Source organism: Plantibacter cousiniae (nom. nud.), from assembly GCF_977070315.1.
This window is the reverse complement of record NZ_CDRVEU010000004.1, coordinates 53,998-77,445: the sequence shown is the minus strand read 5'-3', so window position 1 is coordinate 77,445 and position 23,448 is coordinate 53,998. Positions and strand designations below refer to the sequence as shown.

The following is a 23,448-nucleotide window of genomic DNA, read 5'->3' as shown; positions in this document are numbered from 1 at the left end:
TTTCGATAGGCATCAGCCTGTTTCGCCGGCCTGTCCAGGCGCCGCAGGCTATGCTGTTCTCTATCCCATCGTTGTGGAGAGTGTCGCCATGGCCCATGAGCTCTATACCCGTACCAACCAGAAAATCTATTTCGCAGGGCTCTCGCTCGAGGCGTTGGGCAGGGCGGAGAAGGGGCAGGCGGTGAACTCTCCTGCGTTGTTGCAGGCAGAGCGCGAGTCCGCGCTGTTTCATCTGTACGGTGCGCTGCTGGGCCTGTGTCACGAGATCGCAGGCTACTACCGTCTGCCACAAGCCGGCACGCGTCGTGCGGAAGAATTGTTGACGCAGGAAGTGTTGGACGCCATCGCCATCCCCGAAATGGCCGAGCTGGTAGAGCTTGCCCAGAATCGCCAGACATGGCTTGCGCAACTGCTGTCGGCCTATAACGCGTTATATGAGCCGCCTCGTGCGCCGAAAAAGCTCAAGGGTGATGTCACGCAGCCGATGATACAGGCAGTGAACCTGGACGCCGAGCCGGAGTCTGAACTCTCACGTGAAGAGCTTGAAAATTGGCGTCAACAACTCAAAGGGTTGGCCATCCGTTTTCGTGAAGGCCTGAGCGAATGCTGAAAACCAATGAAGTAAGGGCTGGCAGGCTGTTACAATGCCGGCTTATCGCGGAGTAACTGTACCAATGCCTACCTCTTTCCTGGAAATTGTCGAACTACCTGACGGACGTATAGAGCTGCGTCGTGCCGATGACGAGGGTTCCCTGGTAACGCTTGATTTCTCTGCGGATGCCAAAGCGTTCATGCAAGGTCAGCATGTCGAAGTCGCCAAAGCCATGTTGAGTGTGGGTGTGCAGATGGCTGGCCGCCTGGCTGAAGGCGAAATCGAAAAGGATGATGTGCCTCACGTTCTGCACTGATCGACGACTGGGCCTCAGCCCAGCCGAATGTTCAGGCTCTGTGCTTCCCCGATTTTTGCTGCACTGATCAATTGCTGACGCGCTATGGCGCCCAGCGGGTTGATCCAGCTCACCACCGTATGACTACGGCCCAGTCGAAGTGCTTCGCGCGTCAGCTCCAGTACGCTTTGCGTGCCGCGTGGCTGCAGCAGAAGAATTCGCTCCCTGTTGAGCCCCGCATCGCGCAGCCATGTCTGGGTCAGGCTGGATGGCGGTGCGATCAGCGTCAGCCAGCGCGCATCCAGTTCCTCGCTCAATTCCCGAAGGATGGGTGCAAGAAGGTTGAGGCAGTTCCCGGCAGCGCCACGCAATGACAGTTCACTGAAGGGCTCTGGGTCGTTGCCCCACGGCGTTTCGACTGCATCTGTGAGCAGAGGGGCGATGGGCTGGGCCAGAAACGCCTCGAACAGCGGCAATTGCGAATGCGGTGCTTGATGGAACTGCATAACGTCTCCTTAGCGGCGAATGACGCCGACGCTTAAACCTTCGATCACCAGTTCCTGATCCTTGAGATCGACCTCGATGGGTGCGAAATCAGGGTTTTCCGCCAGCAGCCAGACCTTGCTGCCTTCGCGCTTGAAGCGCTTGACGGTCACTTCATCGCCGATCCGGGCAACCACGATCTGGCCGTTGCGGGCCTCGCGCGTGGTGTGCACGGCGAGCAGATCGCCATCCAGAATGCCGACGTCCTTCATGCTCATGCCGTGAACGCGCAACAGGTAGTTGGCGCTCGGGTGGAAGAAGGACGGGTTGATGTTGCAGGACTCTTCGATGTGTTGCTGAGCCAGGATCGGTGCACCTGCTGCGACGCGGCCGATGACCGGCAGGCTGCTGTCATCGGGCCGCGCTTCGAAGCCGGGAATTCGAATGCCGCGTGAAGCACCCGGAGTCATTTCGATGGCGCCCTTACGGGCCAGGGCCTTGAGGTGCTCTTCCGCCGCGTTGGGCGATTTGAAGCCCAGCTCCTGAGCGATTTCCGCACGTGTCGGCGGGAACCCGTTGTCTTCCAGGCAGCGTTTGATGAAACCCAGGATTTCAGCCTGGCGTGGCGTCAGTTTGATCATGAGGGGCGCTCTGGCTTTTTATACAGTGACTGGGATTATATACAGTGAAGGCGCGTTGGCAATCATCCATTTCATTTTCGCCGCCAGGCGGTGGTCAACCCGCGTAGCGCTTCTCGTCCAAAACCTCGGCAACACCTGCGTTTTGTCATTTAACATCCATTACCGTGACTGTTCGGCCACAAAATGAACGGCCCGGCTTGACAACCGAGGCGTTTGATACGTATGTTTCAAACGTTCGTTTGTTAGGCAGAGAGCCATGGCCCAGTCGGAAACCGTTGAACGCATTCTTGATGCTGCCGAGCAGCTGTTTGCAGAGAAAGGATTTGCCGAAACGTCCTTGCGCCTTATCACCAGCAAGGCGTCGGTCAATCTGGCAGCAGTGAACTATCACTTCGGCTCGAAGAAGGCGTTGATCCAGGCCGTGTTCTCGCGTTTTCTGGGACCCTTCTGCATCAGTCTTGATCGCGAACTGGAACGTCGCCAGGCAAAGCCCGAGCACAAGCCAAGCCTTGAGGAACTGCTGGAGATTCTCGTCGAGCAGGCGCTTGTGGTGCAGCCACGCAGCGGTAACGACCTGTCGATCTTCATGCGCCTGCTGGGGCTTGCCTTCAGTCAGAGCCAGGGCCACCTGCGCCGCTACCTCGAAGACATGTATGGCAAGGTGTTCCGTCGCTACATGACGCTGGTCAACGAAGCCGCACCGCGCATTCCACCCATCGAGCTGTTCTGGCGCGTGCACTTCATGCTCGGTGCTGCCGCGTTCAGCATGTCCGGCATCAAGGCCCTGCGCGCCATTGCCGAGACCGATTTCGGCGTCAATACCTCCATCGAGCAGGTCATGCGCCTGATGGTGCCGTTTCTGGCCGCCGGCATGCGCGCCGACACCGGCGTCAGCGACCCGGCAATGATCGCCGCGCAGCTCAGGCCGCGTACCAAGAGCAGCACCGGCACACCAGCGGTCGCCAAGGCCTGAAGCCTTTGCCCTGAATCAAGCGGCACCGGCGTGTCGGATTGCGTCGGGCTTCAGGATCAAGCACCATGCCCGGATTGTGAACGAGCACTGGTGTGTAAGGGTTTTTCTATGAGTTCTGGCCTGCAAGGCTCCCTGATGGTCGATGTCGCCGGCACCTGGCTGACCAGCGAAGACCGTCAGTTTTTGCGTCAGCCCGAAGTGGGCGGTTTGATCATCTTTGCCCGAAACATCGAGCATCCCCGTCAGGTTCGTGAGTTGAGCGCCGCAATTCGGGCCGTGCGCCCGGACCTGCTGCTGGCCGTCGACCAGGAGGGCGGCAGGGTGCAGCGCCTGCGTGAGGGGTTCGTACGCTTGCCGCCAATGCGTGCCATTGCCGACAAGCCTGATGCCGAGCTTCTGGCTGAACACTGCGGCTGGCTGATGGCGACCGAAGTGCTGGCGGTCGGACTGGACTTGAGCTTCGCCCCGGTGCTGGACCTCGACTACCAGCGCAGCGCCGTGGTCGGCACGCGTTCGTTCGAAGGCGATCCGCAGCGCGCGGCGTTGCTGGCAGGGGCGTTCATTCGTGGGATGAACGCTGCAGGCATGGCTGCCACCGGCAAGCATTTTCCCGGCCACGGCTGGGCTGAAGCCGATTCTCATGTGGCTATTCCGAATGACGAGCGCAGCCTCGAAGAGATCCGCGCCAGTGATCTGGTACCGTTTGCACGTCTGAGTCAGCAACTGGCTGCAGTGATGCCGGCGCATGTCATCTACCCGAAAGTCGATTCGCAGCCCGCAGGCTTTTCAAGGCGCTGGTTGCAGGACATTTTGCGCGACGAACTGCAATTTGACGGTGTTATTTTCAGTGACGACCTGTCGATGGCCGGCGCTCATGTGGTCGGGGATGCGGGGAGCCGTATCGAGGCGGCGCTGACAGCTGGATGCGACATGGGCCTGGTGTGCAACGACCGGGCGGCCGCCGAGCTTGCGCTGGGCGCTGCGCAGCGCCTGAAGGTCAAGCCTTCGCCACGTATCGCGCGCATGCGCGGTCAGGCATCGGCCAGTACCGACTATCGGCAACACCCGCGCTGGCAGACCGCGCTCCAGGCTCTGCGCGCTGCTCAACTGATCGATTAAGGATTTGCGATGACTGTTTACGCGATTATTGGCGGCACCGGCCTGACCCAGCTCGAGGGCCTGAACATTCGGCAATTCCTGCCGATGAACACCCCTTATGGCGCACCTTCCGGCGAAATCCAGATCGGCGACTATGCCGGTCGCGAGGTGATGTTTCTGGCGCGCCACGGCCACCCGCACCGCTTGCCGCCGCATCAGGTCAACTACCGGGCCAATATCTGGGCACTGAAGCAGGCGGGTGCCGAAGCGATTCTTGCGGTCAACGCAGTCGGTGGCATTCATCCGGCCATGGGCACCGGGCATTTCTGTGTGCCGCATGATCTGGTCGACTACACCAGCGGTCGCCAGCACACGTTCTTTGCCGATGATCTGGAAGAGGTCACGCACATCGACTTCAGCTATCCATACAGCGAGCCCCTGCGCGCCCGGCTGATTGCAGCATTGACTGCCAAGGGATGCGCGTTCTCCGACCGGGGCGTCTATGCCTGCACCCAGGGACCGCGTCTGGAGACCGTTGCCGAAATCATCCGCCTGGAGCGCGATGGCTGCGACATCGTTGGCATGACTGGCATGCCCGAGGCCGCGCTGGCTCGTGAGCTGGAGCTTGAATACGCCTGCCTGGCGCTGGTGGTCAATCCGGCAGCGGGCAAGTCGACGACCGTCATTACCATGGCGGAAATCGAACAGGCTCTGCGTGAGGGGATGGGCAAGGTGAAGGCCACGCTTGCCCGGGTCCTGTCGGCGTCCTGAGTTACAGCATGCGCTTGAGGGTATTGTCCTTGCGCACCAGGTGGTGCCAGAGCGCAGCAATCACATGCAGACCGATGACATAGTAGAAGATCGAGCCCAGCAGTTTGTGCACGTCTTCGAACGTCTCGGCCAGGTGGTCCGAGGTGGCCAGCGGCCAGGGAATCTGCAGATCGGTGAGGGGAATGGGCAGTGCGCCTTTTTCCACCATCACTGTCAGCAGGCCCATTAACGGCTGGGCAAACAGGAACGCATACAGCGCGTAATGGGTCAGTGTTGCGACGATGCGCAACGCCCCTTCAAGCGGCGGTGTGATCCCGGGCGGACGATGACGTCGACGCTCGGCGACACGGAAAAACGCCATGATCAGAATCAGAATGCCGACCCAGTAGTGGCTCTGCACGACCAGCAAGCGATATTCCGAGCCCTTGCTGAACTGGGTGCGGCTCAGAATCAGGGTGTACGCCAGCACGATCAGAATGGCCATGGCCCAGTGCAGCCATCTGGCTCGGGCGGTGTAGCGTTGAGAAGTCGATGCATCCACGGTTTGATTCCTTGTCTCTTTTTTTGCAGGACTGATAGACAGCTTAGGCTGTCTATCAGGCGCCTGCGTTTCATGTTGGCCTGATTTTTTTCACGTGTATCTCTGCGCCACTGCATATGGCAAATACACAGCACGTGAGATACGCGACGGAACCTGTGCTCACGGGTGGCTTCATATGCCGTGAATATTCACCCGGGAGCAAGTCTTGACCAGTGCCAATCCGCCTGTCGGCCCAGCGACACCTGTGTCCGCCAGTGTTTCATTGAATGTACTGACCATGAACATGCACATGGGCTTTGGCATTTTCAATCGCCGCTTCATTCTGCCCGAGCTGCGTGAAGCTGTGCGCACTGTATCGGCCGATATCGTGTTTCTTCAGGAAGTGCACGGCGAACACCAGAGCCACGCACGCAGGGTCAAGGACTGGCCGACGATTTCGCAGTACGAGTTTCTGGCCGACAGCATGTGGAGTGATTTTGCCTACGGCCGCAACGCGGTGTATCCGGATGGCGATCATGGCAACGCGTTGCTGTCCAAATACCCGATCATCCAGCATGAAAACCTCGACATTTCCATTCATGGCACCGAGCAGCGCGGCTTGTTGCACTGCATTCTCGAGGTGCCACACGCGGGCCGGGTGCATGCGGTCTGTGTGCACCTGGGACTGCGTGAAAGCCATCGACGTCAGCAGCTCAAACTGCTTAACGAGCTGATGGCGCGTATTCCCGAAGGCGAGCCGGTGATCGTTGCCGGTGACTTCAATGACTGGCGCCAACGCGCCGATGCGTCGCTGCAGGGCAGCGGGCTGCACGAGGTTTTTGTAGAGCGCTTCGGGGCGCCGGCGAAAAGCTTTCCGGCCCGTTGGCCATTACTCCGGCTGGACCGGATCTATGTGCGCAATGCAACGTCCCACCGGCCGAAAGTGTTGTCCAGCCGACCGTGGTCCCACCTTTCCGATCATGCACCGCTGGCGGTGGAGTTGACCTTATGAGCAATACGACAGGGCAGTGGCGCGACGGCAACTCGGTAGAGTTGCTGATCAATGGCGAGGATTTTTACGCCCGGGTATTCGAGTGCATACGTGCCGCGCGCAAAGAGGTGCTGATCGAGACCTTCATCATTTTTGAAGACCGAATCGGCGAGGGCCTGCAACAGGCGCTGCTCGAAGCCGCTGCGAATGGCGCGAAGGTGGTCGTCACGATGGATGACTATGGCACCTCGGACCTGAGTTCGACGTTTGTCAAAACCATGATCGACGCCGGTATCCAGATTCAGCTGTTCGATCCGCGCCCAAGGTTCATGGGCATGCGCACCAACCTGTTTCGCCGGCTGCACCGCAAGGTGGTGGTGATCGACGGCGAATTGGGCTTTATCGGCGGCATCAATTACAGCGTCGATCACATGACTGACACGGGGGTGACGGCCAAACAGGACTATGCCGTTCTGGTCCGTGGCCCGATTGTTGGCGATATTCACCACAGCGCGTTGAATATGCTCAGCAAGGTCGTTCGTGACAAATTGCCGCCCGTTGCACTGAAGCTGGACCGCGCCGGTGACGCCAGCATGCTGCTCGCCGAGCGTGACAATGACGAGCACAGTACCGATATCGAAGAGCAGTACCTGAAGGCGATTCGCGCTGCGAAGCAACGGATCACCTTGGCCAATGCGTATTTTTACCCCAGCTACCGCTTTCTGCGTGAGCTGCGCAATGCATCACGGCGGGGCGTCAAGGTCACCCTCATTTTGCAAGGTCAGCCCGACATGCCGTTCGTACGGGTTTGCTCGCGGTTGACGTATACCTACCTGCTGCGCGACGGCGTGGTCATTCATGAGTACAAGCAACGTGCACTGCACGGCAAGGTCGCGCTGATCGATCAGGACTGGTCCACCGTGGGCTCCAGCAATCTTGACCCGCTGAGCCTCGCGCTGAACCTGGAAGCCAATCTGTTCATACGTGATCGCGGGCTCAATGAGCATCTGCAAAACCACCTGATGGAGCTTGCCGCTGCGCACAGCAAGCAGATGAGCCTCAAGGGCGCGGCGCGTGGCCAGTGGTGGCGTGCTCCGATGATCGTCTTGAGTTTCTTTTTCCTGCGCCGTTTTCCGGCCATTGCCGGTTTGTTCCCGGTTCACGGTGTGCGCCTCAAGCCCCTGCGTGCCGGTGATGTAGTGCCCGAAGCGAAAGTGATCGAACAGCAGCAGAACAACCATCCGATGGACCAGGAGAAAACCCTATGACCCAAGCCACGCAGGCAGCGCCGCAAAGCGCGCAGGGAACCAAGTGGAAATGGGCAAAGCGGGCGTTCAATCTGTTTTTCTTTATCGCCGTCCCGGTTCTGCTGTTTATGCTGGTCAAGAAGCTTGACTGGCAAGAGGTGAAACAGGCGTTGGCGTCCTACAAGGCCAGCACCCTGGCTATCGCGGCTGTTGTGGCCTTTGCCAGCTACGCGACCTACTGCGGCTTTGACGTGTTGGCGCGTTATTACACCCGGCACACATTGTCGATCAAGCAGATCGTGCCGGTGACGTTTGTCTGCTACGCGTTCAACCTCAACCTCAGTTCCTGGGTGGGCGGCATTGCCTTGCGTTACCGCTTGTATTCGCGACTGGGGCTGGATGTTTCGACCATCACGCGGATTCTCAGCCTGAGCCTGATTACCAACTGGCTGGGCTACATGCTGCTGGCCGGTTTTGTGTTTTCGATGCGCTTTCTGGAGTTGCCCAAGGAGTGGTCGATCGGCACCACAACCCTGCAATTGATCGGCTTCGGACTGTTGGCCGTGTGTTTTGCGTACCTGCTGGCCTGCCGGTTTTCGAAGAAACGCTCATGGACCATCCGTGATCAGGAGTTCAATCTGCCGTCGATGAAGCAGGCGCTGATGCAGGCCAGTCTGGGCGCTCTGAACTGGTCGTTGATGGCCGCGGTGATTTACACCCTGCTGCCGGACAAGGCGTTTTATCCGGCGATTCTCGGTGTGTTGCTGATCAGCAGCATCGCCGGTGTGATCACTCACATTCCAGCGGGCCTCGGTGTGCTTGAGACCGTGTTCATCACCTTACTGGCGCACCAGTTCTCCAAGGGCAGCCTGCTCGCAGCGCTGATCGGCTACCGCGCGATCTACTTCCTGCTGCCGCTGCTGCTGGCACTGGTGGTGTATCTGGTGCTGGAAAAACGCGCGAAGAAAATGGGCGAGAAGAACCAGCAACGCATGGGCGAGGAAGCCAAATCCTGAGGGCTCAGCCCTCAGTCATCAAACCCGACCTGCTCGTGTATTTCATCGACCTTGAGTTCCAGGCGATAGGCCACGGCAATGAACAGCGCCTGGCACAGGCATAGCGTGGCGCTCAGCGAGCGGAAGGCGAACGAGCTGCCTTCGTTGACCAGTAGCACCGAGTTGGCGCGCTTGGCCAGCGGCGACAGGTTGCTGTCGGTGATGATCAGCGTCTTGGCCTGGTGGTGCTGGGCGATGCGCAGGCAGTGCTGGGTCTCCTTGCCATAGGGCGTGAAGCTGATGGCAATCACCAGGTCATTGGCGCGCACACTGCGCATTTGCTCGCGATAGCTGCCCCCCAGGCCGGAGATGAGATGAATGCGCTTGTTGGTGTGTTGCAGGTTGTAGACCAGATAATCAGCCACCGCGAATGAGCGGCGCACGCCCACCACATAGATGTTGTCGGCGTTGACCACCAGGTCCGCGGCTTTCTCGAATTCATCGTCATCCAGCTCGACACTCAGGCGTTCCAGGCCGGAGAGGGTGGCGCTGACGCATTCGCGTGCCAGATCGCCTGCATTGGCCTTCTGTGACTTGTTGGCGATCAGGCTGCGGATACGCTGCTGGTAATTCTGCACCGGCGTGGTCTTGTGCGTATAAGCCTCGCGAAACAACGCCTGCATCTCGCTGAAACCGCTGAACCCGAAACGCTGGGAAAATCGCACGATGGCCGAAGGGTGGACTTCGCACTCGCGGGCGATGTCACTGATCCGGTCAACCATGATCCGGTCGCTCTGCTGGCTCATATAGCTGGCAATCCGCTTGAGCTGACGCGGCAGGCCCTCGTATTCATCAGTGATCAGCCGCAACAAGCCTTCGGCACTGTTCGGCGGCATGTCGACGCTCGTCCCGGGCAGAGTGGGCTGATCGGCGCTGGTCATATTCAAATCCTTTCTGCTTGTTCTTCTTCAGGGCAACGGCGCGCACAGCACGACCGTTGTGGGCCTGACGGTGGAGGCTGCCTTGGGGCAGGAACGACGACTATATCCTACCCGCCTGCGCAGTGTGCCAGCACTTGAGTGCTGGTATGGAAAAAATATTCCACTAAAAATAATTATAGAAAAAATATTGATTGATGTGTCTTGACGTTTTACGCTGCATTCACAAAGCAGCGTGTACACATGATGCAGGCGCTGCAGGCTGATAAAAATAACAGGAGCCACCATGGGCCAGACACGCTTTGCCACTGGGCGTCAGTTGGATCTGATTTGCCTCGGACGCCTGGGCGTCGACCTTTATGCGCAACAAGTGGGGGCGCGACTCGAAGACGTTTCCAGTTTCGCCAAGTACCTGGGCGGGTCATCGGCCAATATCGCCTTCGGCACGGCCAGGCTCGGTCTCAGGTCGGCCATGCTCAGCAGGGTCGGCGACGACCACATGGGCCGTTTTCTGGTCGAGTCCCTGGCCCGTGAAGGCTGTGATGTCAGCGCCATCAAGCGCGACCCCGAGCGTCTGACGGCGATGGTGCTGCTGGGGTTGAAGGATCGTGAAACCTTCCCCTTGGTGTTCTACCGTGAAAACTGCGCTGACATGGCCCTGCGCGCCGAGGACATCGACGAGCAGCAGATTGCCTCAAGCAAGGCGCTGCTGATCACCGGCACGCATTTCTCCACTGATCAGGTGTTCAGGGCCAGCAGTCAGGCGCTCGACTATGCCGAGAAGCACAACGTCAAGCGCGTGCTGGATATCGACTACCGCCCGGTGCTCTGGGGGCTGGCAGGCAAGGCCGATGGTGAGACTCGGTTCGTTGCCGATCAGAAGGTCAGCCAGCATGTGCAGCGCATCCTGCCGCGTTTCGACCTGATCGTCGGCACCGAAGAGGAATTCCAGATTGCCGGCGGTTCGACCGATTTGCTCGCGGCCCTGTGTAAGGTGCGTGAACTGACGGCCGCAACGCTGGTGGTCAAGCTCGGCCCGCAAGGCTGCACGGTGATTCACGGGGCCATTCCTGCGCGGCTGGAAGAGGGCGCCATCTACCCCGGCGTGCAGGTCGAAGTACTCAACGTGCTCGGTGCGGGCGACGCGTTCATGTCCGGTTTTCTCAGCGGCTGGCTCAAGGAGGCCAGTGACGAACGCTGCTGCCAGCTGGCCAATGCCTGTGGCGGGCTGGTGGTGTCGCGGCATGCCTGTGCGCCCGCGATGCCGACCCCGGCCGAACTCGATTACCTGTTCAACAGCCCTGAACCCATTACCCGTCCTGATCAGGATGTCGCCCTGCAACGGCTGCATCAGGTCAGCGTGCCGCGCAAGCAGTGGCGGCAGTTGTTCATCTTTGCCTTCGATCATCGCGGCCAGCTAGTCGAACTGGCGCAACAGGCCGGGCGTGATCTGGGCAGCATCAGCCAGCTCAAGCAGCTGTTCGTGCAGGCGGTCGAGCGGGTCGAAGCCGACCTGCGCAAGCGCGGCATCGAAGCCGATGTCGGTCTGCTTGCCGACCAGCGCTTCGGTCAGGATTCACTCAACGCCGCAACCGGTCGCGGCTGGTGGGTGGCGCGTCCGGTGGAAGTACAGGGCTCAAGGCCGCTGGCCTTCGAGCACGGTCGCTCCATCGGCAGCAATCTGCTCGCCTGGCCGCAAGAGCAGATCATCAAGTGCCTGGTGCAATATCACCCCGATGACGAGCCGATGTTGCGTCTGGAGCAGGAAGTGCAGATCAAGGCGCTCTACGACGCTTCGAAAGTCAGCGGCCATGAGTTGCTGCTGGAAATCATTCCGCCCAAGGATCACCCGTCGCCTCACCCGGACGTGATGCTTCGCTCGCTGAAGCGCTTGTACAACCTGGGCATCTACCCGGCGTGGTGGAAGATCGAGGCGCAGAGTGCGCAGGTCTGGCAGCAACTGGACGAACTGATCCAGCAACGCGATCCGTATTGCCGCGGCGTGGTACTGCTCGGGCTCAATGCGCCTGTCGAAGAGCTCGCTGCCGGCTTTGCCGAAGCTCGCCACAGCCGCGTCTGCCAGGGCTTTGCTGTCGGCCGGACAATATTCCGTGAGCCGAGCCGGGCCTGGATGGCCGGAGAAATAGACGATGCGACGCTGATCAGTCGGGTGCAGAGCACCTTCAACTGGTTGATCGAGTCCTGGCGCGAAAGCCGCGCCTGATTCGTTCCGGATTTCGACGCCACAACAACGTCGCGATAACAACAAAAAAGGTGCAGCCATGCCCATTTCGACTTCCACACCCAGAATCCGCATCGGCATCAATCCGATCTCCTGGAGCAACGATGATTTGCCGGCCCTCGGCGGAGAAACCCCGCTGAGCACGGCGCTGAGCGAAGGCAAAGCCACTGGCTACGAGGGCTTCGAGCTCAACGGCAAGTTTCCGAAAGATGCCAAGGGCGTCGGCGATGTGTTGCGGCCCCATGGCCTGGCGCTGGTGTCCGGCTGGTATTCCAGCCGCCTGGCGCGGCGTTCGGTGGCGGAGGAAATCGAAGCCATCGCTGCGCATGTGCACCTGCTCGCCGAAAATGGCGCTTCGGTGCTAGTGTACGGCGAGGTGGCCGACTCGATTCAGGGGCAACGTATCCCACTGGTCGAACGTCCACGTTTTCACACCGATGCCGCCTGGCATGAATACGCCGAAAAACTGACCGAGCTGGCACGTTTCACCCTGTCCCGAGGCGTGCGCCTGGCGTATCACCACCACATGGGCGCTTACGTCGAGTCGCCGCAGGATATCGACCGGCTGATGGCGCTGACCGGCGAGGAGGTCGGGCTGCTGTTCGATTCCGGGCATTGCTACATGGGCGGTGGCGAACCTCTTCAAGTGTTGAGCAAGCACATCCAGCGTATTTGCCATGTGCATTTCAAGGACGTGCGCAAGCCGGTGGTGCAACTGGCACGCAACAACCTGTGGAGCTTTCCGGACTGCATCATCAACGGCACTTTCACGGTGCCGGGGGACGGCGATATTGACTTCTCGGCGCTGCTCAAGGTCTTGCGGCAGGCCGGTTACAACGGCTGGCTGGTGGTCGAGGCCGAACAGGACCCCGCCGTAGCGCCCAGCTATGTGTACGCCAAAAAGGGCTATGACACGTTGCGCCAACTGCTGGCCGATGCACGATAAGGAGGACTGCAACATGAATCTGCTGACCAAGAGCAAACCCACTGGCCGCGACGTCGTAGCGCTGGCCCCCGGTTCGCTGGAATACGTGAACTTCGCCGCCTACCGCCTGGAGTCCGGAGAAAGCCTGCCGCTGAGCGCAGGAGAAAACGAGCTGTGCGTGGTCCTGCTGACCGGGCACGCCAGCGTCAGTGGCGAAGCGCCGGGGCAGGGCGCTTTCAGCTGGGAAAACATCGGCGACCGGCAATCGGTGTTCGAAGAAAAATCACCGTTCGCGGTCTACCTGCCGCCGCATAGCCAGGCGCAGTTTGTCGCACGCGGCGCGGTGCAGCTTGCCGTATGCACGGCGCCGGGCGATGCCGGCAAACATTTTCCGGCACGCTTGATCATGCCGGGCAGCATGACGCGCAGCGTACGCGGCAAGGGCGCCAATACCCGTTATGTGTGCGACATATTGCCGGACAGCGAAGCGGCGCATTCGCTGCTGGTGGTCGAGGTGCGTACACCTTCCGGGCATTCCTCCAGTTACCCGCCGCACAAGCACGACCGGGACAACCTGCCGCACGAGAGCTTTCTCGAAGAAACCTATTACCACCAGGTCAACCCGCCGCAGGGCTTCGTTTTTCAGCGGGTTTATACCGACGACCGCAGCATCGATCAGGCCATGGCCGTGGAAAACAATGACCTGGTGACCGTGCCCAAGGGCTACCACCCGGTCTCCGTCCCCTACGGCTACGAATCCTGGTACCTGAACGTAATGGCCGGCCCGACGCGCGCCTGGCAGTTCCACAACGATCCGCAGCACAGCTGGCTGCTGGATCTCTGATTTCCCATTTTTGTTCTGGAGGCATGAGATGAACGAGTCACCGGTGATCGGCCACTACATCAACGGACACCTGAACAATGGCGAGGGTGAGCGTTACACCGATGTCTTCAATCCGGCAATCGGTACGGTCCAGGCACGTGTTGCGCTGGCCAGCGTGAAGACTGTGGATGAAGCGGTTGCGGCGGCCAAGGCGGCGTTTCCGGCCTGGGCCGAGCAGTCCTCGCTGCGCCGGGCGCGGGTGATGTTCAAGTTCAAGGAACTGCTGGACCAGCACCATGACGAACTGGCGCAGATCATTTGCCGCGAGCACGGCAAAGTGTTGTCCGACGCGCGCGGAGAGGTGGTGCGCGGTATCGAGATCGTCGAATTTGCCTGCGGTGCCCCCAGTCTTCTGAAGAGCGATTTCAGCGACAACATCGGCGGTGGTATCGATAACTGGAACCTGCGTCAGCCACTGGGCGTCTGCGCCGGGGTTACGCCGTTCAACTTTCCGGTCATGGTGCCCTTGTGGATGATTCCCATGGCGCTGGTGACCGGTAACTGCTTCATCCTCAAACCTTCCGAGCGCGATCCATCGGCCAGCCTGCTGATGGCGCGCCTGCTCAAGGAAGCCGGTCTGCCCGATGGCGTCTTCAATGTGGTGCAGGGTGACAAGGTGGCGGTCGATGCGTTACTGCAACACCCTGACATCGAGGCCATTTCCTTCGTCGGCTCGACCCCGATCGCCGAGTACATCCATCAGCAAGGCACTGCCCACGGCAAGCGCGTGCAAGCACTGGGCGGGGCCAAGAACCATATGATCGTGATGCCCGATGCTGATCTGGACCAGGCCGCCGACGCCCTGATCGGGGCGGCTTATGGCTCGGCCGGAGAGCGCTGCATGGCGATCTCGATTGCCGTGGTGGTCGGCGATGTCGGCCAGCGCCTCATCGACAAGCTGCTGCCGCGCATCGACCAGCTCAAGGTCGGCAACGGCATGCAGGCCGATTCGGACATGGGGCCGCTGGTCACCGCTGTGCACAAGGCCAAGGTCGAGGGCTTCATCGATCAGGGCGTCAAAGAAGGCGCGAAGCTGATCGTCGATGGCCGCAACTTCAAGGTGCCGGGTGCCGAGCAGGGCTTTTTCGTCGGCGCGACGCTGTTCGATCACGTCACGCCGCAGATGCAGATCTACAAGGAAGAAATCTTCGGCCCGGTGCTGGGCATCGTCCACGTCGCGGATTTTGCCAGCGCCGTGGCGCTGATCAACGCCCACGAGTTCGGCAATGGTGTGTCGTGCTTCACCAGCGATGGCGGCGTGGCGCGCGCATTCGCTCGCAGCATCAAGGTCGGCATGGTCGGCATCAACGTGCCGATCCCGGTGCCCATGGCCTGGCATTCGTTTGGCGGCTGGAAGCGGTCGCTGTTTGGCGATCACCATGCCTATGGCGAAGAAGGCCTGCGTTTTTACAGCCGCTACAAAAGCGTCATGCAACGCTGGCCGGACAGCATCGCCAAAGGCCCCGAGTTCAGTATGCCGACTGCCAAATAATTCGCGGCAACGCATCGCAACACTTTCCACCTCAAACAACAATAAGGTGTGAGCATGAGTACAACCCGACTGACCATGGCCCAGGCCCTGGTGAAGTTTCTCGATAACCAGTACGTCGAAGTCGACGGCGTGCAAAGCAAATTCGTCGCGGGTGTCTTCACCATTTTCGGGCATGGCAACGTGTTGGGTCTCGGTCAGGCGCTGGAGCAGGACAGCGGCGAGCTGATGGTCCATCAGGGCCGTAACGAGCAGGGCATGTGCCACGCCGCCATCGGTTTTGCCAAGCAGCACCTGCGGCGCAAGATCTACGCGTGCAGCTCTTCGGTCGGGCCAGGCGCGGCGAACATGGTCACTGCTGCGGCAACGGCTTCGGCCAATCGCATCCCACTGCTGCTGTTGCCGGGTGATGTCTACGCCAGCCGCCAGCCCGATCCGGTGCTGCAGCAGATCGAGCAGTTTCACGACCTGAGCATCAGCACCAACGATGCGTTCAAGGCGGTGAGCAAATACTGGGATCGCATCAACCGTCCCGAGCAGTTGATGAGCGCTGCGCTCAATGCCATGCGCGTATTGACCGATCCGGCCGATACGGGCGCAGTCACGCTGGCGCTGCCTCAGGATGTGCAGGCCGAGGCCTACGATTATCCGGACAGTTTCCTGCAAAAACGTGTGCACCGTATCGACCGTCGCCCACCGAGCCAGGCCATGCTCAATGATGCGTTGCACCTGCTGGCAGGCAAGCGCAAGCCGTTGCTGATCTGCGGCGGCGGGGTGCGTTACTCCGGCGCGGCGGATGCCTTGCAAACCTTTGCCGAGCGCTTCGATATCCCGTTCGCCGAAACCCAGGCCGGCAAGAGTGCCATCGTTTCGGCACACCCGTTGAACATGGGTGGCATCGGCGAAACCGGTACGTTGGCGGCCAATCGGCTGGCAAAAGAGGCGGACCTGATTATTGGTGTCGGTACCCGCTATAGCGACTTCACCACTGCGTCGAAATGGCTGTTCCAGAACCCGGATGTGCAGTTTCTCAACCTCAATGTCGGTGCTTTCGATGTTCAGAAGCTGGACGGCGTGCAGTTGCTGGCCGATGCACAGGTGGCTTTGCAGGCGCTGACCGAAAGCCTTCAAGCCAGCGGCTATCGTGCGGCCTGGGGCGATGCGCCAAAGACCGCGCGTGCCGAGCTGGAGGCCGAGGTGGATCGCCTGTACGCGGTCGAGTACCAGAGCGAGGATTTTGTCCCGGAAATCAACGATCACCTGGACCCGGCCGTGTTGCGCGAATTCATCGAGCTGACCGGCTCGTGCCTGACCCAGAGCGGCGTGCTGGGCATCCTCAATCAGAACGTGCCTGACGACGCGGTGATCGTCGCGGCGGCAGGCAGCCTGCCGGGTGACCTGCAGCGCGCCTGGCGCAGCACCGGGGTCGACACCTATCACGTCGAATACGGCTATTCCTGCATGGGCTATGAGGTTAACGCCGCACTGGGCGTGAAACTCGCAGCGCCGCACCGCGAAGTCTTTGCACTGGTCGGCGACGGCTCTTACATGATGCTCCATTCGGAGCTGGCGACCTCTATCCAAGAGCGGCGCAAGATCAACGTGGTGTTGCTCGACAACATGACCTTCGGCTGCATCAACAACCTGCAAATGGGCAACGGCATGAACAGCTTCGGTACCGAGTTCCGTTTCCGTAACCCGCAAACCGGCAAGCTGGATGGCGACTTTGTGCCGGTGGATTTCGCCATGAGCGCTGCCGCGTACGGCTGCAAGACCTACAAGGTCAGCACCGCCGAACAGCTGCGCGATGCACTGGCCGATGCGCAACAGCAGACAGTCTCGACCCTGATCGACATCAAGGTCCTGCCCAAGACCATGATCCACAACTACCTGTCCTGGTGGCGTGTCGGGGTTGCCGAAGTGTCGACCACCGGCACCACAGCGCAGGTGTACGAAAAACTCAGTCGCGAGCTGGCCAAGGCGCGTCAGTACTGATCGATTTCTCGTTCGGACTCCATGACTCCCTTCCCGGGAATACCTAATAAAAAAAGGAACATGAACATGGCATTGAAACTCGGCGTGATCGGCACAGGCGCAATCGGTCAGGATCATATCCGGCGTTGCAGCAAGACGCTGGTCGGCAGTCAGGTGGTGGCCGTCACCGACATCAATCTCGAGCAGGCAGCGAAGGTCGTGCGCGAGCTGGACATCGGTGCCGAAGTGTATGCCGACGGGCACGCACTGATCGCCGCGGCGGACGTCGAGGCGGTTCTGGTCTGCTCCTGGGGGCCCAGTCACGAAGAGTTCGTGCTGGCTGCCATCGCTGCGGGCAAACCGGTGTTCTGCGAAAAGCCGCTGGCAGTCACTGCCGAGGGCTGCCGGCACATTGTCGAAGCCGAGATCGCCAGTGGCAGGCGTCTGGTGCAGGTGGGGTTCATGCGCCCTTATGATCAGGGCTATCGCGCCCTTAAATCGGTGATCGACAGCGGCCGGATAGGTGAGCCGCTGATGCTGCATTGTGCGCACCGCAACCCGCGTGTGGGCGAGAACTACAAGACCGACATGGCTATCACCGACACGCTGATTCACGAACTCAATGTACTGCGCTGGCTGCTCAACGATGACTACGTGTCGGTGCAGGTAGTCTTCCCGCGCAAGACCAGCAAGGCTCTGGCACACATGAAAGACCCGCAGATCGTGATGTTGGAAACGGCACGCGGTACACGCATCGACGTTGAGGTCTTCGTCAACTGTCAGTACGGTTACGACATCCAGTGTGAAGTGGTGGGCGAGAGCGGCATCGCCAGGTTGCCCGAGCCGTCACAGGTACAACTGCGCAGTGAAGCCAAGCTGTCGAACGAAATCCTTATGGACTGGAAGGACCGCTTCATCGCTGCCTATGACGTTGAACTGCAGGATTTCATCGACGGGGTGAAGGCGGGGACGATCTTCGGGCCTTCCGCCTGGGATGGTTATGCAGCCGCCGTGGCCGCCGATGCCTGTATTCTGGCGCAGAACAGCGGGGCGATCGTCCCTGTCACACTGGAAATGCGTCCGGCTTTCTACGGCTGACGCCCGACACATACAGGAGACATGCATGCGAGCAGGATTGGTAGGCTACGGAAAGGGAGGGCGTTACTTTCATGCGACGCTGATTTCAAGTTTGCCGGGTGCCACGTTTGTGGGCGTCGTCACACGCTCCGAAGAGCGCAAGCAGGAAGTGGCCAAAGACCTTCCCGGCGTGGCGACCTTCGATACGCTGGCCGATCTGGTCGCTGCCGGGGTTGATGTGGTGGTGATTTCCACACCGCTGGCCTCGCGACGAGCGTTGATCCTCGAAGCGATAGAGCTGGGTGTCGGGGTCGTCAGCGACAAACCCTTCGCCAGTGATGCAGCCCAGGCGCGCGAGCTGGTGGACGCGGCCGAGCGTCGTGGCGTGCTGCTCAGCGTTTATCAGAACCGCCGCTGGGATTCGGACTTCCTCACTGTGCGCAAGTTGCTCGACAGCGAGGCACTGGGCGCGGTCAGCCGGTTCGAGTCCAGCATCGAGCGTTATTCGCCACGGTCTGTCGGCAAGGCCAGCGGCGGTGGCGTGCTGCGTGACCTGGGCAGTCATCTGGTGGATCAGGCGCTGGTGTTGTTCGGCCCGGTCGAGCGGGTGTATGCGGAACTGCAATTCGCTGCGCCGCACGACGAACTGGATCACACGTTCTTCGTTTCCCTGCGCCATGCCGGCGGCGTGACCTCGCACCTGTCCGGCAGCTGCCTGCAAAACACTGCCAAGCCGCGTTTCAGGGTCAGTGGAGCGAAGGGTTGTTACAGCGTCGACGGGCTGGATGGCCAAGAAGAGGCCGCCTTTGCCGGGCTTACGCCAAGGTCCGAGGGCGAGCGCTGGGGTGTCGAGGAGCATCGGCGCTGGGGCTGGTTCGAGCAGGGCGAGCATCGCGAGCGTGTGCCGTCGGAGCGTGGTTGCTGGCTGGAGTTCTACCGCCAGTTGCAAAGCGCGGTTGACGAGCAGGGCAGTAATCCGGTCAATCCGCATGATGCGATAGCCTCGGCGCAAATCATGGATGCCGCGCGCCTGAGTGCCAGAGAAGGGCGCGTTGTGGTGCTGTAGCCATTGCGCGCTGCAGCGCATCCAGCGGCCCGTTATCGAAGAGAGCCTGACGCTTGCCATGCGTCGGGCTTTGTCGTCTCTGTAACCGAATAAAATGAAATGGAATAAAATTCTAAAATCAGTTGAATTGGAAAATATTTTCCAATAGAGTCGTTTTCAGGTTGCCGACTATCGAATCCCTCGCGTTTTGAAGGTTTTTCAAAGCACGAGAAGCAAGCCCGACAAAAACAAAACAAAAGATAGGTACTGTCGATGAAAACCCCTACCTCTGGCGTCACCGCCAAGCGTTCTGCCACCTCGTCATTCTGGATCCGGACCCTGGAGCGATTTCTCACCGTCGTCGCCCTGAGCCTGTGCGTGCGCCACAAGGACGCGCAACTGTTCTGCATTCCCGGTGCCACCGGGATCCGCCTGTCACGCTGATTCGCTGCATCCGAACAACAACAATAATTTGGAGACAGATCCTCATGAAGACCAAGATTGCTTTGACCTCATTGGCGATGGCGCTGATGGTGGGCAGCGGTGCAGCTTTGGCCGATATCAAGATTGGTGTGGCCATGTCGCAGTTCGATGACACCTGGCTGACCTACCTGCGTGACGACATGAATGCCAAGGCCAAAGTCATGTCCACGACCGAGAAAGTGGACCTGCAGTTCGTCGATGCCCGCGCGGATGTCAACAAGCAGCTCGATCAGGTCAAGGACCTGATCAACAAAAAAGTCGACGCCCTGATCGTCAATCCGGTCGACACCGCCGCTACTGCGCGGATCACCAAGGAAGCGGTGGCTGCCGGTATCCCGCTGGTCTACGTCAACCGCCGCCCCGACGATCCGAAACTGCCTGCGGGCGTCGCCACAGTGACGTCGGATGACATGGAGGCCGGCCGACTTCAGGCGCAATACATCGCCGACAAAATGAAGGGCAAGGGCAGCGTCATGATTCTTCTGGGTGACCTGGCCAACAACTCCACGCAAAACCGCACCAAGGGCGTCAAAGAGGTGTTGGCCAAGTACCCGGACATCAAGATAGACCAGGAGCAGACCGGCACCTGGCTGCGCCAGAAGGGCATGGACCTGACCAACGACTGGCTTACCCAGGGCCGAAAATTCAACGCGGTGCTGGCCAACAACGATGAAATGGCCATTGGCGCGGCGATGGCGCTGAAGCAGGCAGGCGTGGATAAAGGCAGCGTTTTCGTTGCCGGTGTCGACGGTACACCGGACGGGCTCAACGCCGTGACCAAGGGCGATCTGGCCGTATCGGTCTATCAGGACGCGAAAGGACAGGCCGACGGGGCGATCGATGCCGCGGTGAAACTGGCCAGGAAGGAGAAGGTCGAGCCCCAGGCGATCATCATTCCTTATCGCCTGATCACCCCTGAAAACGTCGCCACCTTCAAATAACAACGATCGCCAGGCTTGGGAGGGCATGCCCATGCGCTCCCGCAGCCTGCCGCTTGAGGAGTTGTGATCATGTTCGGTTCTGCTACTGCCAATCCGCCCGCGCAACGCGATCTGCCGTCCGGCGACGGGGGCGGAGGGGCGCCTGATGCCCAGGCCCCGTATCTGCTGGAAATCAGCCATGTCAGCAAGGGCTTCCCCGGCGTCATTGCGCTCAATGATGTGCAATTGCGCGTTCGCCCTGGCAGCGTGCTGGCGCTGATGGGCGAGAACGGAGCCGGAAAATCGACCCTGATGAAAATCATTGCGGGCATCTATCAGCCTGACTCGGGCGAAATCCGCCTGCGTGGCAAGCCGGTCCGCTTCGATACGCCTCTGTCAGCGTTGCAGGCGGGTATCGCCATGATCCATCAGGAATTGAACCTGATGCCGTTCATGAGCATTGCCGAGAACATCTGGATCGGTCGCGAACAGCTCAACGGCCTGCACATGGTCGATCACCGCGAGATGCACCGCTGCACTGCCGAACTGCTGGAGCGTCTGCGCATCAAGCTCGATCCCGAGGAGCTGGTCGGCACGCTGAGCATTGCCGAGCGGCAGATGGTGGAGATCGCCAAGGCCGTGTCATACGACTCGGACGTGCTGATCATGGACGAACCGACCTCGGCGATCACCGAAACCGAAGTCGCTCACCTGTTCTCGATCATCAGCGACCTGCGTGCCCAGGGCAAAGGCATCATTTACATCACCCACAAGATGAACGAAGTCTTCGAAATCGCCGACGAAGTGGCGGTGTTCCGCGACGGCGCCTATATCGGCCTGCAGCGCGCCGAAAGCATGGACGGTGACAGCCTGATCACCATGATGGTGGGCCGTGAACTGACCCAGCTGTTCCCCGAGCGGGAAAAACCGGCAGGCGACGTACTGCTGTCCGTCAATCAACTGAGCCTGAACGGCATTTTCAAGGACGTGAGCTTCGACCTGCGTGCCGGGGAGGTGCTTGGCATTGCCGGGCTGATGGGGTCCGGGCGCACCAATGTCGCCGAGACCCTGTTCGGCATAACCCCCAGCGACAGCGGCGAGGTGCGCTTCGATGGCAAGACGGTGCACATCGGCGATCCGCATCAGGCGATTGAACTGGGTTTTGCGCTGCTCACGGAGGACCGTAAATTGACCGGCCTGTTTCCATGCCTGTCAGTGATGGAAAACATGGAGATGGCTGTGCTGGCCAACTATGCCGGTAACGGTTTCGTGCAACAGAAGGCCTTGCGCGTACTGTGCGAAGACATGTGCAAAAAGCTTCGGGTCAAGACGCCGTCGCTGGAGCAGTGCATCGACACATTATCCGGTGGTAACCAACAGAAGGCACTGCTCGCGCGCTGGCTGATGACCAACCCCAGGGTGCTGATTCTGGATGAACCCACACGCGGTATCGACGTGGGGGCCAAGGTGGAAATCTACCGCCTGATCTCCCTGCTGGCCAGTGAAGGCATGGCGGTCATCATGATTTCTTCGGAGCTGCCGGAAGTGCTTGGCATGAGTGACCGGGTCATGGTCATGCACGAAGGCGAAATGATGGGCATCCTCGATCGTGGCGAAGCGACCCAGGAAAAAGTCATGCATCTGGCCTCCGGCCACAAGGTTCATTGAGTTCGCACTACAGGGCTCGGTAGAAGAAGAACAAGAGGAAACGAACATGAGCGACGCGATTCTGCAAAATAAACCGGCCATGACGCCGACCCGAAGCAAACGGCGGCTGCCCACCGAACTGAGCATCTTTCTGGTGCTGATCGGCATCGGCCTGATCTTTGAACTGTTCGGCTGGATCGTCCGTGATCAGAGCTTCCTGCTCAATTCCCAGCGTCTGGTACTGATGATCCTGCAGGTGTCGATCATCGGCTTGCTGGCCATTGGCGTGACTCAGGTGATCATCACTACAGGCATCGATCTCTCGTCGGGCTCGGTACTTGCACTTTCAGCGATGATTGCCGCGAGCCTGGCACAAACCTCCGACTTCTCCCGGGCGGTGTTCCCGTCGCTGACCGACCTGCCGGTGTGGATTCCGGTCGTTGTCGGTCTCGGGGTCGGGCTGCTGGCGGGCGCCATCAATGGCAGCATCATTGCCATAACCGGCATTCCGCCGTTCATTGCCACGCTGGGCATGATGGTCTCTGCGCGCGGTCTGGCACGCTTCTATACCGAAGGTCAGCCGGTGAGCATGCTCTCCGACTCGTACACGGCCATCGGCCAGGGCGCGATGCCGGTGATCATCTTTCTGGTGGTGGCGGTCATCTTTCATATTGCCCTGCGTTACACCAAGTACGGCAAATACACCTACGCCATTGGCGGCAACATGCAGGCGGCACGTACTTCGGGCATCAACGTCAAGCGCCATCTGGTGATTGTCTACAGCATCGCCGGGCTGCTGGCCGGGCTGGCCGGGGTGGTTGCCTCGGCGCGGGCGGCAACCGGGCAGGCCGGGATGGGCATGTCCTACGAGCTGGACGCAATTGCCGCTGCGGTCATCGGTGGCACCAGCCTTTCCGGAGGGGTCGGGCGGATCACCGGTACGGTGATCGGTGCGCTGATCCTCGGCGTGATGGCCAGCGGTTTCACCTTTGTCGGTGTGGACGCCTATGTTCAGGACATTATCAAAGGCTTGATCATTGTCGTGGCCGTGGTAATCGATCAATATCGCAACAAGCGCAAGACCAAGCGCTGATTCAATCACCTGCAGCAAAGGGCCTTTCAAGGCCCTTTTGTGCGTTGGAGTTTGCAGGAACCGATTCGCTGTCAGTGGGTCAGAGCCTCATCAAGCAACCTGCTGGTCAGGTCTTTCGCCCGCATT

Annotated in this window: 23 protein-coding genes; 19 read left to right on the top strand and 4 right to left on the bottom strand. The window is 60.1% G+C overall.

Annotation, left to right across the window (positions count from 1 at the left end; translation table 11 throughout):
* Positions 1 to 88: 88 nt before the first annotated feature.
* Both ACW55A_RS10320 and ACW55A_RS10315 read left to right on the top strand, forming a co-directional pair.
* Positions 89 to 610 (top strand): DUF6586 family protein, encoded by a 522-nt coding sequence (locus ACW55A_RS10320; RefSeq protein ID WP_065349525.1) that lies wholly within the window; start codon positions 89 to 91, stop codon positions 608 to 610.
* A gap of 64 nt (positions 611 to 674) precedes the next feature.
* On the top strand, positions 675 to 908 hold the full coding sequence (locus ACW55A_RS10315) for a hypothetical protein (RefSeq protein WP_003315798.1): 234 nt from the start codon (positions 675 to 677) through the stop codon (positions 906 to 908).
* Between the two features lie 14 nt (positions 909 to 922).
* Here the strand turns inward: ACW55A_RS10315 and sulA are convergent, their stop codons facing one another.
* Both sulA and lexA read right to left on the bottom strand, forming a co-directional pair.
* Positions 923 to 1,393, bottom strand: a complete 471-nt coding sequence (gene sulA, locus ACW55A_RS10310; RefSeq protein ID WP_003436357.1) for an SOS-induced cell division inhibitor SulA — start codon at positions 1,391 to 1,393, stop codon at positions 923 to 925.
* Between the two features lie 9 nt (positions 1,394 to 1,402).
* Complete coding sequence (lexA, locus tag ACW55A_RS10305) at positions 1,403 to 2,011, bottom strand: transcriptional repressor LexA (protein WP_003315796.1); 609 nt, start codon at positions 2,009 to 2,011, stop codon at positions 1,403 to 1,405.
* 256 nt (positions 2,012 to 2,267) lie between these two features.
* Here lexA and psrA point away from each other — a divergent pair, with 256 nt between their 5' ends.
* The 3 genes from psrA (at position 2,268) to ACW55A_RS10290 (ending at position 4,853) form a co-directional block, all read left to right on the top strand.
* Positions 2,268 to 2,984 (top strand): transcriptional regulator PsrA, encoded by a 717-nt coding sequence (gene psrA, locus ACW55A_RS10300; RefSeq protein ID WP_003370508.1) that lies wholly within the window; start codon positions 2,268 to 2,270, stop codon positions 2,982 to 2,984.
* Between the two features lie 108 nt (positions 2,985 to 3,092).
* The gene (gene nagZ / locus ACW55A_RS10295) at positions 3,093 to 4,103 is read left to right on the top strand and encodes a beta-N-acetylhexosaminidase (protein WP_455808132.1); all 1,011 of its coding nucleotides are present in this window, start codon (positions 3,093 to 3,095) and stop codon (positions 4,101 to 4,103) included.
* Between the two features lie 9 nt (positions 4,104 to 4,112).
* Positions 4,113 to 4,853 (top strand): S-methyl-5'-thioinosine phosphorylase, encoded by a 741-nt coding sequence (locus ACW55A_RS10290; RefSeq protein ID WP_498811302.1) that lies wholly within the window; start codon positions 4,113 to 4,115, stop codon positions 4,851 to 4,853.
* Between the two features lies 1 nt (position 4,854).
* Here ACW55A_RS10290 and ACW55A_RS10285 read toward each other — a convergent pair whose 3' ends face one another.
* The gene (locus tag ACW55A_RS10285; protein ID WP_455808130.1) at positions 4,855 to 5,394 is read right to left on the bottom strand and encodes a cytochrome b; all 540 of its coding nucleotides are present in this window, start codon (positions 5,392 to 5,394) and stop codon (positions 4,855 to 4,857) included.
* A gap of 205 nt (positions 5,395 to 5,599) precedes the next feature.
* On the opposite strand from ACW55A_RS10285, the gene ACW55A_RS10280 reads away from it, so the two are divergent.
* Genes ACW55A_RS10280 through ACW55A_RS10270 form a run of 3 tightly spaced genes read left to right on the top strand, consistent with a single transcriptional unit; the run spans position 5,600 to position 8,627 of the window.
* Positions 5,600 to 6,385, top strand: a complete 786-nt coding sequence (locus tag ACW55A_RS10280) for an endonuclease/exonuclease/phosphatase family protein (protein WP_003370515.1) — start codon at positions 5,600 to 5,602, stop codon at positions 6,383 to 6,385.
* Entirely contained in the window at positions 6,382 to 7,632 is a 1,251-nt protein-coding gene (clsB, locus tag ACW55A_RS10275) for a cardiolipin synthase ClsB (protein WP_455808129.1), read from the top strand. Before ACW55A_RS10280 ends, clsB begins: the two co-directional genes overlap by 4 nt.
* Positions 7,629 to 8,627 (top strand): lysylphosphatidylglycerol synthase domain-containing protein, encoded by a 999-nt coding sequence (locus ACW55A_RS10270; protein ID WP_054081622.1) that lies wholly within the window; start codon positions 7,629 to 7,631, stop codon positions 8,625 to 8,627. Before clsB ends, ACW55A_RS10270 begins: the two co-directional genes overlap by 4 nt.
* An 11-nt stretch (positions 8,628 to 8,638) precedes the next feature.
* Here the strand turns inward: ACW55A_RS10270 and ACW55A_RS10265 are convergent, their stop codons facing one another.
* Entirely contained in the window at positions 8,639 to 9,547 is a 909-nt protein-coding gene (locus ACW55A_RS10265) for a MurR/RpiR family transcriptional regulator (RefSeq protein WP_455808128.1), read from the bottom strand.
* A gap of 283 nt (positions 9,548 to 9,830) precedes the next feature.
* On the opposite strand from ACW55A_RS10265, the gene ACW55A_RS10260 reads away from it, so the two are divergent.
* From ACW55A_RS10260 to ACW55A_RS10210, 11 genes are all read left to right on the top strand, one after another.
* Positions 9,831 to 11,768 carry a bifunctional 5-dehydro-2-deoxygluconokinase/5-dehydro-2-deoxyphosphogluconate aldolase gene (locus tag ACW55A_RS10260; RefSeq protein ID WP_455808127.1) on the top strand — a complete coding sequence of 646 codons (1,938 nt, stop codon included), beginning with the start codon at positions 9,831 to 9,833 and terminating at the stop codon, positions 11,766 to 11,768.
* A gap of 58 nt (positions 11,769 to 11,826) precedes the next feature.
* Entirely contained in the window at positions 11,827 to 12,732 is a 906-nt protein-coding gene (gene iolE / locus ACW55A_RS10255; RefSeq protein WP_498811303.1) for a myo-inosose-2 dehydratase, read from the top strand.
* 13 nt (positions 12,733 to 12,745) lie between these two features.
* Complete coding sequence (iolB, locus tag ACW55A_RS10250) at positions 12,746 to 13,555, top strand: 5-deoxy-glucuronate isomerase (RefSeq protein WP_455808125.1); 810 nt, start codon at positions 12,746 to 12,748, stop codon at positions 13,553 to 13,555.
* A 28-nt stretch (positions 13,556 to 13,583) separates the two neighbouring features.
* Positions 13,584 to 15,086 (top strand): CoA-acylating methylmalonate-semialdehyde dehydrogenase, encoded by a 1,503-nt coding sequence (locus ACW55A_RS10245; RefSeq protein WP_455808124.1) that lies wholly within the window; start codon positions 13,584 to 13,586, stop codon positions 15,084 to 15,086.
* A gap of 54 nt (positions 15,087 to 15,140) precedes the next feature.
* Positions 15,141 to 17,078, top strand: coding sequence for a 3D-(3,5/4)-trihydroxycyclohexane-1,2-dione acylhydrolase (decyclizing) (gene iolD / locus ACW55A_RS10240; RefSeq protein WP_455808123.1), 1,938 nt, complete (start codon positions 15,141 to 15,143; stop codon positions 17,076 to 17,078).
* 66 nt (positions 17,079 to 17,144) lie between these two features.
* Positions 17,145 to 18,155, top strand: a complete 1,011-nt coding sequence (gene iolG, locus ACW55A_RS10235; protein ID WP_003370531.1) for a bifunctional inositol 2-dehydrogenase/D-chiro-inositol 1-dehydrogenase — start codon at positions 17,145 to 17,147, stop codon at positions 18,153 to 18,155.
* 25 nt (positions 18,156 to 18,180) lie between these two features.
* Positions 18,181 to 19,200, top strand: a complete 1,020-nt coding sequence (locus tag ACW55A_RS10230) for a Gfo/Idh/MocA family protein (RefSeq protein ID WP_003370532.1) — start codon at positions 18,181 to 18,183, stop codon at positions 19,198 to 19,200.
* A gap of 252 nt (positions 19,201 to 19,452) precedes the next feature.
* Positions 19,453 to 19,623 carry a hypothetical protein gene (locus ACW55A_RS10225; RefSeq protein WP_003370533.1) on the top strand — a complete coding sequence of 57 codons (171 nt, stop codon included), beginning with the start codon at positions 19,453 to 19,455 and terminating at the stop codon, positions 19,621 to 19,623.
* A 44-nt stretch (positions 19,624 to 19,667) separates the two neighbouring features.
* The gene (locus tag ACW55A_RS10220; RefSeq protein WP_003370534.1) at positions 19,668 to 20,603 is read left to right on the top strand and encodes a sugar ABC transporter substrate-binding protein; all 936 of its coding nucleotides are present in this window, start codon (positions 19,668 to 19,670) and stop codon (positions 20,601 to 20,603) included.
* A gap of 69 nt (positions 20,604 to 20,672) precedes the next feature.
* A complete protein-coding gene (locus ACW55A_RS10215; RefSeq protein ID WP_498811304.1) occupies positions 20,673 to 22,250 on the top strand; it encodes a sugar ABC transporter ATP-binding protein in 1,578 nt (525 codons plus the stop codon).
* Positions 22,251 to 22,296: 46 nt separating this feature from the next.
* On the top strand, positions 22,297 to 23,322 hold the full coding sequence (locus ACW55A_RS10210) for an ABC transporter permease (protein WP_003370536.1): 1,026 nt from the start codon (positions 22,297 to 22,299) through the stop codon (positions 23,320 to 23,322).
* Positions 23,323 to 23,448 lie beyond the last annotated feature (126 nt).

Coding starts and splice junctions, on each gene's coding strand:
- ACW55A_RS10320 (WP_065349525.1), top strand. CDS start 89: ATGGCCCATGAGCTCTATACCCGTACCAACCAGAAAATCTATTTCGCA.
- sulA (WP_003436357.1), bottom strand. CDS start 1,393: ATGCAGTTCCATCAAGCACCGCATTCGCAATTGCCGCTGTTCGAGGCG.
- ACW55A_RS10215 (WP_498811304.1), top strand. CDS start 20,673: ATGTTCGGTTCTGCTACTGCCAATCCGCCCGCGCAACGCGATCTGCCG.
- ACW55A_RS10270 (WP_054081622.1), top strand. CDS start 7,629: ATGACCCAAGCCACGCAGGCAGCGCCGCAAAGCGCGCAGGGAACCAAG.
- ACW55A_RS10245 (WP_455808124.1), top strand. CDS start 13,584: ATGAACGAGTCACCGGTGATCGGCCACTACATCAACGGACACCTGAAC.
- nagZ (WP_455808132.1), top strand. CDS start 3,093: ATGAGTTCTGGCCTGCAAGGCTCCCTGATGGTCGATGTCGCCGGCACC.
- ACW55A_RS10260 (WP_455808127.1), top strand. CDS start 9,831: ATGGGCCAGACACGCTTTGCCACTGGGCGTCAGTTGGATCTGATTTGC.
- ACW55A_RS10315 (WP_003315798.1), top strand. CDS start 675: ATGCCTACCTCTTTCCTGGAAATTGTCGAACTACCTGACGGACGTATA.
- psrA (WP_003370508.1), top strand. CDS start 2,268: ATGGCCCAGTCGGAAACCGTTGAACGCATTCTTGATGCTGCCGAGCAG.
- lexA (WP_003315796.1), bottom strand. CDS start 2,011: ATGATCAAACTGACGCCACGCCAGGCTGAAATCCTGGGTTTCATCAAA.
- ACW55A_RS10265 (WP_455808128.1), bottom strand. CDS start 9,547: ATGACCAGCGCCGATCAGCCCACTCTGCCCGGGACGAGCGTCGACATG.
- ACW55A_RS10225 (WP_003370533.1), top strand. CDS start 19,453: ATGAAAACCCCTACCTCTGGCGTCACCGCCAAGCGTTCTGCCACCTCG.
- iolD (WP_455808123.1), top strand. CDS start 15,141: ATGAGTACAACCCGACTGACCATGGCCCAGGCCCTGGTGAAGTTTCTC.
- iolE (WP_498811303.1), top strand. CDS start 11,827: ATGCCCATTTCGACTTCCACACCCAGAATCCGCATCGGCATCAATCCG.
- ACW55A_RS10210 (WP_003370536.1), top strand. CDS start 22,297: ATGAGCGACGCGATTCTGCAAAATAAACCGGCCATGACGCCGACCCGA.
- ACW55A_RS10220 (WP_003370534.1), top strand. CDS start 19,668: ATGAAGACCAAGATTGCTTTGACCTCATTGGCGATGGCGCTGATGGTG.
- clsB (WP_455808129.1), top strand. CDS start 6,382: ATGAGCAATACGACAGGGCAGTGGCGCGACGGCAACTCGGTAGAGTTG.
- iolB (WP_455808125.1), top strand. CDS start 12,746: ATGAATCTGCTGACCAAGAGCAAACCCACTGGCCGCGACGTCGTAGCG.
- ACW55A_RS10230 (WP_003370532.1), top strand. CDS start 18,181: ATGCGAGCAGGATTGGTAGGCTACGGAAAGGGAGGGCGTTACTTTCAT.
- iolG (WP_003370531.1), top strand. CDS start 17,145: ATGGCATTGAAACTCGGCGTGATCGGCACAGGCGCAATCGGTCAGGAT.
- ACW55A_RS10290 (WP_498811302.1), top strand. CDS start 4,113: ATGACTGTTTACGCGATTATTGGCGGCACCGGCCTGACCCAGCTCGAG.